Source organism: Nonlabens marinus S1-08 (assembly GCF_000831385.1).
GTDB lineage: Bacteria > Bacteroidota > Bacteroidia > Flavobacteriales > Flavobacteriaceae > Nonlabens > Nonlabens marinus.
The window spans coordinates 1,667,200-1,679,511 of the sequence record NZ_AP014548.1 but is presented as its reverse complement, the minus strand read 5'-3'; the positions used below and the strand labels follow the sequence as shown (position 1 = coordinate 1,679,511).

At 39.0% G+C, this 12,312-nt stretch carries 15 protein-coding genes; 9 read left to right on the top strand and 6 right to left on the bottom strand.

The genetic code is table 11. The features are described 5' to 3' along the window. Positions 1 to 2 precede the first annotated feature (2 nt). A complete protein-coding gene (locus tag NMS_RS07690; protein ID WP_041496180.1) occupies positions 3 to 296 on the top strand; it encodes a DUF2752 domain-containing protein in 294 nt (97 codons plus the stop codon). 10 nt (positions 297 to 306) lie between these two features. Beyond that, the gene (locus tag NMS_RS13990) at positions 307 to 672 is read left to right on the top strand and encodes a CCC motif membrane protein (RefSeq protein ID WP_052476826.1); all 366 of its coding nucleotides are present in this window, start codon (positions 307 to 309) and stop codon (positions 670 to 672) included. A gap of 72 nt (positions 673 to 744) precedes the next feature. Here the strand turns inward: NMS_RS13990 and rocD are convergent, their stop codons facing one another. Continuing rightward, on the bottom strand, positions 745 to 2,019 hold the full coding sequence (rocD, locus tag NMS_RS07680; RefSeq protein WP_041496179.1) for an ornithine--oxo-acid transaminase: 1,275 nt from the start codon (positions 2,017 to 2,019) through the stop codon (positions 745 to 747). 142 nt (positions 2,020 to 2,161) lie between these two features. Between rocD and rlmD the strand changes: the two genes are divergently transcribed. Genes rlmD through NMS_RS07660 form a run of 4 tightly spaced genes read left to right on the top strand, consistent with a single transcriptional unit; the run spans position 2,162 to position 6,253 of the window. Then, positions 2,162 to 3,583 (top strand): 23S rRNA (uracil(1939)-C(5))-methyltransferase RlmD, encoded by a 1,422-nt coding sequence (gene rlmD, locus NMS_RS07675; RefSeq protein ID WP_041496178.1) that lies wholly within the window; start codon positions 2,162 to 2,164, stop codon positions 3,581 to 3,583. Between the two features lie 7 nt (positions 3,584 to 3,590). Further along, entirely contained in the window at positions 3,591 to 5,066 is a 1,476-nt protein-coding gene (locus tag NMS_RS07670) for a TlpA family protein disulfide reductase (RefSeq protein WP_041496177.1), read from the top strand. Further along, positions 5,059 to 5,571 (top strand): DUF6452 family protein, encoded by a 513-nt coding sequence (locus NMS_RS07665; protein ID WP_041496176.1) that lies wholly within the window; start codon positions 5,059 to 5,061, stop codon positions 5,569 to 5,571. The genes NMS_RS07670 and NMS_RS07665 overlap by 8 nt, the downstream gene beginning before the upstream one ends. Next, entirely contained in the window at positions 5,552 to 6,253 is a 702-nt protein-coding gene (locus NMS_RS07660; protein WP_041496175.1) for a DUF6048 family protein, read from the top strand. Before NMS_RS07665 ends, NMS_RS07660 begins: the two co-directional genes overlap by 20 nt. Positions 6,254 to 6,357: 104 nt before the next feature. Here the strand turns inward: NMS_RS07660 and NMS_RS07655 are convergent, their stop codons facing one another. From NMS_RS07655 to ruvX, 3 genes are read right to left on the bottom strand one after another with little or no spacing between them, the layout of a single operon-like run. Beyond that, complete coding sequence (locus tag NMS_RS07655; RefSeq protein ID WP_041496174.1) at positions 6,358 to 6,759, bottom strand: DUF5606 family protein; 402 nt, start codon at positions 6,757 to 6,759, stop codon at positions 6,358 to 6,360. A gap of 40 nt (positions 6,760 to 6,799) precedes the next feature. Beyond that, positions 6,800 to 7,390 (bottom strand): peptide deformylase, encoded by a 591-nt coding sequence (def, locus tag NMS_RS07650; protein ID WP_041496173.1) that lies wholly within the window; start codon positions 7,388 to 7,390, stop codon positions 6,800 to 6,802. Between the two features lie 16 nt (positions 7,391 to 7,406). Continuing rightward, a complete protein-coding gene (gene ruvX / locus NMS_RS07645; RefSeq protein WP_041497572.1) occupies positions 7,407 to 7,826 on the bottom strand; it encodes a Holliday junction resolvase RuvX in 420 nt (139 codons plus the stop codon). Positions 7,827 to 7,939: 113 nt separating this feature from the next. On the opposite strand from ruvX, the gene NMS_RS07640 reads away from it, so the two are divergent. After that, a complete protein-coding gene (locus tag NMS_RS07640) occupies positions 7,940 to 8,755 on the top strand; it encodes a 2,3,4,5-tetrahydropyridine-2,6-dicarboxylate N-succinyltransferase (RefSeq protein WP_041496172.1) in 816 nt (271 codons plus the stop codon). Positions 8,756 to 8,787: 32 nt separating this feature from the next. After that, entirely contained in the window at positions 8,788 to 9,795 is a 1,008-nt protein-coding gene (locus NMS_RS07635; protein WP_041496171.1) for a Stealth CR1 domain-containing protein, read from the top strand. A gap of 23 nt (positions 9,796 to 9,818) precedes the next feature. Here the strand turns inward: NMS_RS07635 and NMS_RS07630 are convergent, their stop codons facing one another. Next, positions 9,819 to 10,640, bottom strand: a complete 822-nt coding sequence (locus NMS_RS07630; RefSeq protein WP_041496170.1) for a glycosyltransferase family 2 protein — start codon at positions 10,638 to 10,640, stop codon at positions 9,819 to 9,821. 87 nt (positions 10,641 to 10,727) lie between these two features. Between NMS_RS07630 and NMS_RS07625 the strand changes: the two genes are divergently transcribed. Then, positions 10,728 to 11,492, top strand: coding sequence for a glycosyltransferase family 2 protein (locus NMS_RS07625; RefSeq protein WP_041496169.1), 765 nt, complete (start codon positions 10,728 to 10,730; stop codon positions 11,490 to 11,492). Here the strand turns inward: NMS_RS07625 and NMS_RS07620 are convergent. Then, positions 11,472 to 12,311 (bottom strand): hypothetical protein, encoded by an 840-nt coding sequence (locus tag NMS_RS07620; RefSeq protein ID WP_041496168.1) that lies wholly within the window; start codon positions 12,309 to 12,311, stop codon positions 11,472 to 11,474. The genes NMS_RS07625 and NMS_RS07620 overlap by 21 nt on opposite strands. Position 12,312: the final 1 nt, after the last annotated feature.

Here is a 12,312-nt window from a genome sequence, read left to right as displayed (position 1 = left end):
CTATGAAAGTACTACTGGAAGACAGCTGGATGCTGCCTTGCTTTACTAAAAAAATAATTGGAATGGACTGTCCTGGATGTGGTATCCAGCGGTCCATTTCTTTTTTGTTACAGGGTCGGGTTGCCGAATCTTTTTTAATGTACCCTGCGTTGATTCCTATCATTTTTCTTTTAGGTTTTCTTATTTTTGATATGTTTGTCTCTGTAAAACACAGCGAACAAATAAAATTATGGGGTACTATCTTAACTGTAGGAACTATAATTACCAGTTACATTATCAAACTAACCTTAACCTAAACTAAGTACTATGCAAAAATTAAACACTACCGTAGTCTACATACTATCCATCGTTGGATTTCTATGTTGCTGCGCTTACGGGATTGGACTTATAGCTTCCATCATCGCGTTTGTCATCGCAACTAAAGAATTGAAAAAGTATGCTGAGAACCCAGAGTTATATTCCAATGGGAAAGCGATGAAAACAGCAAGAACGGTTGCTCTTATAGCTTTAATCGTTTCTGGATTAATGACAGCCTATACCGCTTATACGTATATAGCATATACTGAAGAAGAACAATTGGAGCGTACTATAGAAATAATGGAATCTTTAGGAGTTCCTCAAGATGTTATCGATCAGACTCGTGCTCAAGCAGAGGCTGACATGAATAACTAGTCATTCTTCATAGAAAAGTAAAAAGGGAAAGCTCACGCTTTCCCTTTTTTTTATTTATCGCTGTTTGATCAATTATTCAAATTCTTTCAACGTCTTAATGATAATAGCAATGCATTCATCCAACTGCTCCATGGTCATTACCAATGGTGGTGCAAAACGAATGATGTTTCCGTGAGTCGGCTTTGCTAACAATCCATGATCGCGCAATCTCATACAAATATTCCAAGCGGTATCACCATCTTCAGAATCATTGATTACGATCGCGTTTAACAATCCGCGACCACGAACTAAAACTACGGTATCTGTAGTTTCAATATATTCATTGATCTGTGCTCTGAAATAACTACCTAATTTCCTAGCATTCTGAGCAAGAGATTCATCCTTAACTACATCTAATGCCGCCATGGCTACCACCGCTGCTACCGGATTCCCACCAAAAGTACTCCCGTGCTGTCCTGGGTGAATCACGTTCATGATTTCATCATCTGCTAAAACAGCACTTACTGGATAGGCTCCTCCAGACAAGGCTTTCCCTAAAATGAGTACATCAGGCCTAGAGTAGGTTTCTTGACGTTCACAATGTCCTTGACAGTCACATTTTCCACAAACGGCAAGTAAAGCTCCAGTTCTAGCAATTCCAGTTTGGATTTCATCAGCAATGAAAAGGACGTTGTTTTTAGTACAAAGCTCTTTTGCCTTGCGCATGTAATCATCACTAGGTGTGTAAACTCCTGCTTCTCCTTGAATAGGCTCCACTAAAAATCCAGCAACATTATCTTGTTGCAACGCTTTTTCTAACGCATCAGTGTCGTCATATGGAATTTTGATAAATCCTGGTGTATATGGACCAAAGTTCTTTCTCGCATTCTCGTCATTTGAGAATGAAATGATAGTGGTGGTGCGACCGTGGAAGTTATTGTCACAAACGATAATTTGCGCATCTGTTTCTGCTACCCCTTTTTTCTCGTAAGCCCATTTACGTGCAATTTTGATCGCAGTTTCTACCGCCTCAGCCCCAGTGTTCATTGGTAGCACTTTATCAAAATTGAAATATTCTGTAATGTATTTATTGAATGCTCCCAGCTTATCATTGTGAAAAGCTCTGGAGGTAAGTGTCAATGTTTTGGCCTGCCCATTCATTGCATTTATGATGCTAGGATGACAGTGCCCTTGATTCACAGCGCTATATGCACTTAAAAAATCAAAATAGCGCTTTCCATCAACATCCCACACATATACTCCATCACCGCGTTCAAGAACTACTGGTAAGGGGTGGTAGTTATGAGCTCCATGCGCTTCTTCTACCTCAATATATTGTTGTGACTTGTTGGATTCTACTATATTCATTCTACTTGTTTTTTCGTTTGTCGCAAATTACAAAATCAAAAAAGTCTTTTCCTTTAAGTAGGGTTAATTCTATAGTTGATCTTACTTAAAATTATGTCCAGAACTCGTCTAGATCACACCGATTCCCTTAATTTTGACGCCTATGTCTAAACGAAGAAGAAGAGCCAATCAGACTTTTGAAAATGTTCCCGTGGTCGATGCTGGAGCACGCGGTAAAAGTGTGGCCAAAACTGAAGAAGGAGCGGTAATTTTCCTGACTGACGCCGTGCCTGGTGATGTGGTAGATATCACCACCTTTAAAAAGAGAAAATCTTTCTATGAAGGTAAAGTCACTAAATACCATACCCTTTCAGATCGCCGCACCACTCCAGTCTGCAAGCATTACGATACCTGTGGCGGTTGCAAATGGCAATCTATGGCTTATGAAAGCCAACTTTATTTTAAACAAAAGGAAGTCTTAGAAAATCTAACACGCATAGGTCATCTTGAGTTGCCAGAAATCACTCCTATTAAAGGCAGTGACGAGCAGTACTATTATCGCAATAAGATGGAATTTAGTTTTTCAGCAAATCGCTGGTTGACATTAAAAGAAATTCAGTCTGATGTGCAACTAGAGGACGATGATAAAAAGGCCTTGGGCTTTCACATTCCGGGTATGTGGGATAAAATTTTGCACCTGGATGAATGTCACTTGCACCCAGCTGTTGGTGAGCAAATACGTTTGGCTGTCCACGCTTTCGCGAAAGCGGAACATATCTCCTACTTCTCCCCTAGAGAAAAATCTGGAACCTTAAGAACCCTAATGCTGCGTATGTCGAGTACAGGCGAAGTCATGGTGGTGATCCAATTTTTTCAAGACCATGAGGAGCATCGCATCGCTTTGCTAGAACATTTAAAAGAAAGCTTTCCGCAAATTACGTCGCTGCAATACATCATTAATGAGAAAGCAAACGATACGATTTATGATCAAGACGTGATTTTATATGACGGTGTAGATCATATTATGGAAGAGATGGAAGGCCTTCAATTTAAGATCAGTGCTAAATCATTTTATCAAACCAACAGTGCTCAAGCGTATGAACTGTACAAGATTACTAGAGATTTTGCCGGACTTGACGGCACACAAACCGTTTATGATCTTTATACAGGAACAGGAACCATAGCGCAGTTTGTAGCTGGTAAAGCCGCCAAAGTTGTAGGTATAGAATCTGTGCCGCAAGCTATTGAGGACGCTCAAGCAAACGCGCTACACAACAAGGTAGAAAATGCAGAGTTTTATGTAGGAGACATGAAAGAAGTTTTTACTGCAGATTTTATAGCAGAACACGGTACACCGGATGTTGTGATTACAGATCCTCCTAGAGACGGAATGCATAAAGATGTGGTGGCTCAATTGCTACAACTCGCAGCTCCTCGTATTGTATATGTAAGCTGTAATAGTGCAACACAAGCACGGGATCTTGCGTTGTTAGATGCGCAATATAAAGTGATAAAAGTGCAACCCGTGGACATGTTTCCACAAACACATCACGTAGAAAATGTGGTGTTATTGGAATTGAAATAAAAAATTGATGAAAAAATATTTTGCCGTTTTATTGCTCACGATCTCCCTCTATGCTTGTAATAAAGAGGAGGAGGCAGCAGTAGACGGATCAGAAAAAAACACAATCATTGTGGGTCGCATAAATGGTGCAGAATCAGTGGATTTGCATCAATTGACGGCTTATGCATATGATTATCTATCGACCGATTATGAAGAGTATTCTGCGGAGTTATCCGCTAATGGTGATTTTAGATTTGACATACCCATGACTCAAGCTGCAGAACTAACAATTGTGGGGCGTACGCCCTTCAGCGTCTTCGCAGTTCCAGGAGACAGTATTCATATTTCAGTATCATCAAAAGAAGATATTCCACCTTTCAACGGTAGGTATCAGTTTACAGGTGATCGACAAGTGGCAAACGAAAGGCTGATGGTATACAAAGAAAGTTTTCCATTAGATGTTCAACAGTTTTACGATTCCCAAGAACCAGATGCCATGCAAGCATTTCTAGCCTACATGGATGCCGGTCAAAAGACCTTGAAGGATTTTAACTCTGAGTTCCTGAAAGATATTGATGATGATGTCCTTACAAATTACATTAAGGCTCAAGAGAATTTTTATATTCCCACTACCCGATTGGACTTTGCTAATTACCGCAGTTACTACGGTCTGGAGTCTCCAGACGCCGACGGTGCTTATTATAAATTCATTGAGAACATTCCAGCCGTGAAACATGAGGACCTGGTGAATACAGGTACCATGCAACGATTGATTTACAACCTTACCTATCATTTACGCAGTGAAGCACGAGCGACGGCAGATGGAGAAATGGACGACAACGACATGGATCTTAAAGCGATTGAAATAGCCACTGCCAAGAAAAACACAGGCTTACTTTATGATTATGTTATCCATGATTTGGTTTACGCAAGTTTGAACGATCATAACATCGTGGTTTATGAAAAGGCCAAAGAAAAAATAAACAGTAGGATTTCAGAACCTAGGATTCTAGAGTCAATTAGTTCTAGATATCAAGAGGAAAAGGATCTTTTAAAATCTCCAGAACTGCCTGAAGGTGCTGAATTACTAACGTTTGAATCAGAAAACCCTGAGAATTACCTAGAAGAGATCGTCGCTAATGCTAACGGCAAAGTTATTTACATCGACAACTGGGCTACCTGGTGTGGACCTTGTAAAGTAGAATTCAAAGAAGCTTCCCCACAGTTGCATCAAAAATTTGAAGAAGACGTGGAGTTTATTTATCTATGTCATAACAGCGAGCGACGCGCTTACATTCCTTACATCGCACAATTTAAAATCAAAGGCAAACATTACTTTCTTGAGGACGAAGCATCTGAAGTTATTTCAAGACAGATTAACTTAGAAGGTTTTCCCACGTACACCATCTTCAACAAAAAAGGTGAAATTGTACAATCTGATTATATACATAGACCAAGCTATCCTGCTACAACGGATTTACTTACAAAACTAGTTAATGAATAATTCCAGGTTGCTGCTGTTAGGCTTGATTTTTACCACGGTACTTGCGTCTTGCGAGAAGGATGATTTGTGCGTACCTGAAGAAGCTGCGACACCACGATTGATTGTTATTTTCACTGACGAAAACAATCCATTAAACAGAAAGCCTGTAGCCAGCTTGCAGGTTATCGATCAGGAAAGCCAGACTGCTGCACCTTTAAATGAAACGGGAGCTCTAACGCTTACCGCTGTGGATTCCATTGCGATTCCACTGCGCATTATTCCGGGAAACACGATGTATTCTTTTGAACGAACACTTAATGGAACGTTGAATAAAGATGCGTTGAATTTCAATTATACCGTTGATCAAGAATACATCAACCGTGCTTGCGGATTCCGGGCGATTTATAAAGATTTAGAAATAGATCAGCCTGCAGAGACACCATCATCGCCCTGGATCAGGAATATCCTTATAAGAAATAGTAACGTACTCTCAAATCAAGACATCCATGTGGAAATACGTCACTAGCCTTCTTTTAGTTTTTGTAACTTCTATTAGTATTGCTCAAACTGCAACTGGTAGTGCGGTTGCAAATGATACCATTACCTATGAAAAGACCTATGGATTACGCTTAGGTCTAGATCTCGCCAGTATAGCACGTACCGCATTAGACGAGGAGTATACAGGTTTTCAAATCATGGCAGATTTCCGGTTGACCGACGACTGGTATATAGCTGGAGAGCTGGGTACAGAAAGCCTGGATCGAGAAACCAATCAAGTGGACTTTGAAACCAGTGGCTCCTTTCTCAAAGCGGGTGCTGATTATAATTTTTATAACAACTGGCAGGATTTAGACAACATGCTTTATTCAGGATTCCGTGTGGGGGCTAGTAATTTTTCAACCACTCTGGATAGATTTGATTACTATCAGGACAATGATTTTTTTCCTGTTGACAGTCAAATCTCTGGGAACAAGACAGATGGCTTATTAGCCATTTGGGCCGAAGTACAAGCGGGTATTAAGGTCGAAGTTTTGAATAACCTTTATATGGGCATCAACGTTCAGTTGAAAGTTATGGTTTCTGAAGATGAACCGGATGGCTTTGGAAATCTCTACGTGCCAGGATTTGGCCGTACCTATGACACAAACTCTATAGGCGTCGGGTATTCCTATGGCATTAGTTACCGTATTCCTTTCTATAAAAAATAAAGATGCTGGTGGAAGAGCAATCTTTGCAATATCGCTTTCGCGAAAGCGAACAAAAAAGCCTTCTCTATCAAGAAAAGGCTTTAGAATTTGTGATTCAGTTTAGGTTATTCTTCCTCGTCAGACAAGGTTCCTAACAGGTCATTCTCTTGCAAAATATTGTACCACTGCACTACTTTCTTGATATCACTGGCATACACTCGATCCTCATCATATTCTGGAACGACCTCGTTGAAATAACTGGCTAATTCATCCTTACTCAACTGGTGGCTGATCGCTGCTCCTTTATCTTCTTTGCTAGCGATTTTATTGAATACTTCTTTTAAAGGCATTTCAGCTTCATAGGTGTAGATAGAAATATCTTTCAAGACACTCACGTTGTGATTCATCCCTATGATGGATGTTTTATTATCTGTCAATGACTCTACAACAAAACCGCTGCGCGCTTTAGTCTTCAATTTATATAATCCTGGCTTTCCTGTAATGGATAAAATGCTGTCTAAACTCATAGTTGTTTTTTAAAACGGTGGCAAATATATAAAACCGTGGTTACCTGCGGCCTTTTGCATCAGGAAAACGCATGCGATAATCTACATTTGTTTTTCCTTTGGAAATATTACTCAATTTATTTTTGATCAAACGTTTTTTGAGTCCAGAAATTTTGTCTGTAAATAAAATACCCTCAATATGATCGTATTCATGCTGGATCACTCGGGCAATTAGACCATCAAAGGTTTTTGTATGCTCTTTAAAGTTCTCATCTTGATAAGCTATGGTTACTTTCTCCGGTCTGAAAACATCCTCACGTACATTAGGTATGCTCAAGCAACCTTCATTGAAAGACCATTCGTCGCCAGTTTCTTCTACAATTTCAGCATTGATAAAGGTTTGTTTGAAATCTGCTAGTTGTTTCTGCTCTTCTGCCGTTAGGTCTGGATCGTCGCTAAACGGCTCAGTATCTACCAGAAAAACACGTATGGGCAATCCTACTTGCGGTGCGGCCAGTCCCACGCCCGCGGCATTGTACATGGTCTCCCACATATTTTCTAGAACTTCTTTCAACTTAGGATAGTCCTTAGAAATTTCTTCAGCTTCTTTTCTTAGTACGGGATCACCGTAGGCTACGATTGGTAAAATCATTTGAAGTAACTCGTTTTTATAAATAGTTTTTTCGGTCCATGTAGGACTGTAATATAATGGTGGCTGCAATCTCATCAACAAGCGCCTTGTTGCGTCGTTGCCTTTTATTCAACCCACTGTCAATCATGGTTTGGAATGCCATTTTAGAAGTAAATCGTTCATCCACTCGTTCTACTTTGATGTTGGGATATTGAGTTTGTAACGCTTTCGCGAAAGCGGTAATCTCTCCGCCCAGCTCACTATCCGTATAATCCATTTGTTTAGGCTCACCCACTACAATGGTTTCCACATCTTCCTTGAGCAGGTAGTTCACCAGCCAGTGGCCCAACTCCTTAGTAGCAACGGTGCACAATCCGGAGGCGATAATTTTCATAGGATCAGTCACGGCAATGCCGGTTCTTTTCTTTCCATAATCAATTGCCATCAAACGCCCCATAGGCTGCAAAAATAGGAATAATGCAGCAGTCTGATCCATAATCAACCTGACAATAGATTATCCCCTGTGTTCCTTTTTTAGGTTTTATATTTGAATCATAAAATACATTACAATTGGAACAGATTAAGAACATCATAGAAAATGCCTGGGAAGACCGCAGTTTACTTGAAAACAAGGTGACTCAAGATGCCATACGCAACGTTATTGATTTACTAGACACTGGCGAGTTGCGTGTTGCACAACCCACTGAAGATGGCTGGCAGGTGAACGAATGGGTAAAAAAGGCAGTGGTTCTTTATTTCCCAATTCAAAAAATGGAAACCTTAGAATGTGGGCCTTTAGAATTTCATGATAAGATTCCATTGAAACGTGGTTATAAAGATCGCGGCATACGTGTGGTTCCTCATGCGGTTGCAAGACATGGAGCTTATATATCTAAGGGGGTGATTTTGATGCCAAGTTATGTCAACATAGGAGCTCATATAGATGAAGGTACCATGGTGGACACCTGGGCTACAGTAGGTAGTTGTGCGCAAATAGGCGCTAACGTTCACTTATCAGGTGGTGTGGGAATAGGTGGTGTATTAGAGCCTTTACAAGCGGCACCTGTGATCATTGAAGATAATGCCTTTATAGGATCACGTTGTATTGTTGTGGAAGGTGTTCGTGTTGAAAAAGAAGCGGTATTAGGTGCAAATGTTGTCCTTACCGCAAGTACTAAAATTATTGATGTCACTGGAGACAAACCTGTTGAAATGAAAGGAGTTGTACCGGCGAGATCTGTGGTGATTCCAGGAAGCTATGCAAAAACTTTTGCTGCAGGAACTTATAACGTTCCATGTGCCTTAATCATAGGAACCCGCAAGGAAAGTACAAATAAGAAAACATCGCTCAATGACGCTTTGAGAGAATATGATGTGGCGGTTTAATAACCGACGTAAACCTTCCAGCAAACTCATTTATGGCTCCAAAACAAAATACGACCGACATTAATGTAGATGCTGTCATCACATGGGTGGATGGTAATGATCCTATTTGGCAGTCAAAATTCAATCAGTTTTCTCCAAAAAAAATAAACTTTGATGAACGAAAAAGTCGATTGAGGTATAATTCTATAGGAGAAATAAATATTGCTATCTCTTCTATTATTAAGTTTGCTTCTTTTGTAAATACTATTTATTTAGTAACCGATAATCAGGTACCTGAAGGTTTTGATGTTTTAAAAAAGAATGCAAGTCAAAAAGGTATCAATTTAGAAATTGTTGATCATAAAGTAATCTTTAGGGGCTTTGAAGAGCATTTGCCAACATTTAACTCTTGCTCTATTGGTTGTATGCTATATCGCATCCCGAATCTAGCTGAACACTTTATAGTGTTTAATGACGATACCTTTTTGATGCGTGAAACGAATGTTAATGATTTTTTTACCGACGGGAAACCCATCATTAGAGGTAAAAAAGAACTATTCAGGGAAAATAGAAAAGTCAGAAAATACTATTATGAATTTTTAGAGGTGCTTCATTTAAAACCTAAAGAACGTACCTCTAGTTTCAAGCATTTTCAAGAAACAAGTGCTAAGCTTGCTTATGAAAACCATCCCCCTGCAAAATACATAAGACGCTTTCATACGCCAGTTTGCATTAGAAGAAGTACCCTATCCAATTTTTTTGAAACCCATAAAATCTTAGAAGAAAACATTTCTCACAGGTTCAGAAATAAAGATCAATTTATCATATCCTCTTTGTCAGAACATTTAGAGTTTAAAGAAAATAAAAAGAACTTTACTTCCAATATCCAACTTACCTATTTTCGATCCTACAAAAGCAAGTTTAAGGTCAAACGTAATTTGAAGAAATTCGAAAATGATAAAAACAAGCTTTTTATGACGTTTCAAAGTTTAGATATGGCAGACGAGCAAATACTGAACTACATAACAAAATGGATTCAAAAAAGAATCCAAACAACTTGATAAAAAAGTAAGGAGGAACTGTTCTATTTTACGATACCGTACGGTGTGTAATTCAACTTTTCCGTTCTGGTCTTTTTTCTGATGGCCTTATTTTTATCAATAGATTCTTGATTCTTATAACCACGAGCATGGTCAAGATGTAGGCATATCGCACTATACCTTATTTGAATGGACTTAATTCCATAGTTAAACAAGCGCTCGCCAAGTTCTCGATCTTGACCACCATACTGCATGCGTTCATCAAAACCATTAACTGCGAGAAGATCCTTTTTCCAACCACTTGAATTATGACCGTTCCAGCTGGCATTTGTTGGCGTTATTTTTTCCATAATCTTTGCCTTTACAAAACCTGAATTGAGCTTTTGGGTTTTATAGCTTTCTGGCAATCCGTTCTTCTTGAGCCAAGCTAAGTCAAAACATTTTTGCGTGAGAATGTCCTCCCTAGTTATCTTTTGAGAAAGTTCTAACGGTAATTTATAATATCCACCAGATAAGAAACATCCTTTTCTACGTCTCTCATAATGTACCTGGATAAAATCCTCTCGTGCGAGGCAGTCGCCATCGCTCATTACTACATAATCTGTTGTGCAAGCAAGTAATGCTTTATTCAAAATTGCACTCTTTTGAAACCCTTTGTCCTCATGCCATACATGAATAATAGGACGATCGCTCCATGACTTATAATTATTAATAAAATCAATCGTTTCTTGCTGTGAACCGTCATCTGCAATAACGATCTCGAATGGTCTAAAAACTTGCTGCTCATAACTCCACAATGTCTTTTGTAACCATTCAATTGAATTGTACGTACTAATTACTACACTTATTATGGGAGCGTTTGTCATATCTGTACAAATTTCGGGAAAAATAATGAATGGAGATGGGAGAAGTCACTAACAAGTTTATTTTTGCTTTCAAACAGAGTTACTCACATGCAGAAGTATAAGATTACCGCTATAGTCCCCTGCTATAATGAGTCACACAATATAGTGGAGGTATTGAAATCGGTTAATTTCTGTGATGAAATTATACTTGTTGATAGCAATAGTACGGATAACACGGTAGAACTGGCAACACCATACTTTGACAAACTCTTAGTTCGAGACTATGAGCACAGTGCAAGTCAAAAGAATTGGGCAATACCCCAAGCAAAGAATGAATGGATTTTGCTTGTTGACGCAGATGAGCGCGTTACACCTGCTCTTAAAGAAGAAATCATTAGTCTATTCGATCGCATAGATCAGCAACCTCATGTAGGGTACTGGATCGGACGCTTGAATTTCTTTATGGGAAAACAAGTGCGTTTTAGCGGCTGGAGAAATGACAAGGTGATCCGGTTTTTTAAAAAATCAAAATGTCGCTATGCTGATAAACAGGTACATTCTGAAATAGTCGCAGATGGCAGTGTTGGGTATCTCAAAAATAAACTGACGCATTACAAATATGTAGGCATGGACGCCCATATCAAAAAACTTCAACGGTATGCTTCCCATCAAGCCGTTGATTATGATAAAAGAACTGGAAGGATTACTGGTTTTCACCTCATCATTAAACCTGTATGGTCATTTTGCAAGCATTACTTTGTTCAACTAGGCTTTTTAGATGGGTTTGTGGGCCTTGTCATTGCGTATCTTAGAGGATACATGGTTTTTATGCGCTATGTCAAATTATGGTTGTTACGCAGGAATATTGATTAGCTTTCTCAATTCTGGAAACTCGTTTAAAATATTTTCCATTTGAGTTCTATTGAAATCGCGATCGACATTAATTTTCTTTAAAGAAATTTTCTGAGTTCCGGCAATAGGTATAGGTTCAGGAAGGTCAACACCTGAGGGAACGCTATTATTCCCATTCAATAATGCCATAACTTTAAACCATGGGTCATCATTTTTAGGGGTAATCCTCATGAATGTTTCCACATCATCAATTTGATCACTCAAAACATGAGGTGGATATGCTACTGTAAATGCTCCTATAGGCATGAACCAATTTTTATCTGCCGTCTGCTTATTGGCATAGTTCCATTCAGGATAGGGTAACACTTTTCCCTCTTTGTCAAACGATATATTCCTTCCTCTATGGGATGTCACTTTTTTTGGATTCTTTATAGCGGCCTGGTATAATGAGGAAAGCGTTGAGGGGTGATATATGATATCATCATCAACAGTAATAATCATATCGTCTGGAAATTCTCTTATGCTATGAATGAGCTTGCGGTGGGAAAATGTGTATACTGAATACTTGATTTCCAGCAAGCCTTTAGTCAGTTCTAATAAACTAGGCGGTAATTGGCCTTCTAAACTTTCATGTAGCCAAAGCACTATTTTTTTAGGCTTGCAATCTTGCATCATGACACTTTTGAGCGTTATGTGGATTGTTTTCAACCTTGACGGTATTGAAGTAAGCGATACTATGGCATTGATAGTTGGAACATCCCTATCGATTAATTGATCAATAGATAAGTTTTTCAATCTATTACTATGATAGAGAGAAGCTGGCCATTCTTTTAATTTCATA

What these genes read in the sequence shown, in the direction of transcription:
- NMS_RS07690 (WP_041496180.1), top strand. Translation starts at nt 3, where the DNA reads ATGAAAGTACTACTGGAAGACAGCTGGATGCTGCCTTGCTTTACTAAA.
- NMS_RS13990 (WP_052476826.1), top strand. Translation starts at nt 307, where the DNA reads ATGCAAAAATTAAACACTACCGTAGTCTACATACTATCCATCGTTGGA.
- rocD (WP_041496179.1), bottom strand. Translation starts at nt 2,019, where the DNA reads ATGAATATAGTAGAATCCAACAAGTCACAACAATATATTGAGGTAGAA.
- rlmD (WP_041496178.1), top strand. Translation starts at nt 2,162, where the DNA reads ATGTCTAAACGAAGAAGAAGAGCCAATCAGACTTTTGAAAATGTTCCC.
- NMS_RS07670 (WP_041496177.1), top strand. Translation starts at nt 3,591, where the DNA reads ATGAAAAAATATTTTGCCGTTTTATTGCTCACGATCTCCCTCTATGCT.
- NMS_RS07665 (WP_041496176.1), top strand. Translation starts at nt 5,059, where the DNA reads ATGAATAATTCCAGGTTGCTGCTGTTAGGCTTGATTTTTACCACGGTA.
- NMS_RS07660 (WP_041496175.1), top strand. Translation starts at nt 5,552, where the DNA reads ATGTGGAAATACGTCACTAGCCTTCTTTTAGTTTTTGTAACTTCTATT.
- NMS_RS07655 (WP_041496174.1), bottom strand. Translation starts at nt 6,759, where the DNA reads ATGAGTTTAGACAGCATTTTATCCATTACAGGAAAGCCAGGATTATAT.
- def (WP_041496173.1), bottom strand. Translation starts at nt 7,390, where the DNA reads ATGATTTTACCAATCGTAGCCTACGGTGATCCCGTACTAAGAAAAGAA.
- ruvX (WP_041497572.1), bottom strand. Translation starts at nt 7,826, where the DNA reads ATGGGGCGTTTGATGGCAATTGATTATGGAAAGAAAAGAACCGGCATT.
- NMS_RS07635 (WP_041496171.1), top strand. Translation starts at nt 8,788, where the DNA reads ATGGCTCCAAAACAAAATACGACCGACATTAATGTAGATGCTGTCATC.
- NMS_RS07630 (WP_041496170.1), bottom strand. Translation starts at nt 10,640, where the DNA reads ATGACAAACGCTCCCATAATAAGTGTAGTAATTAGTACGTACAATTCA.
- NMS_RS07625 (WP_041496169.1), top strand. Translation starts at nt 10,728, where the DNA reads ATGCAGAAGTATAAGATTACCGCTATAGTCCCCTGCTATAATGAGTCA.
- NMS_RS07620 (WP_041496168.1), bottom strand. Translation starts at nt 12,311, where the DNA reads ATGAAATTAAAAGAATGGCCAGCTTCTCTCTATCATAGTAATAGATTG.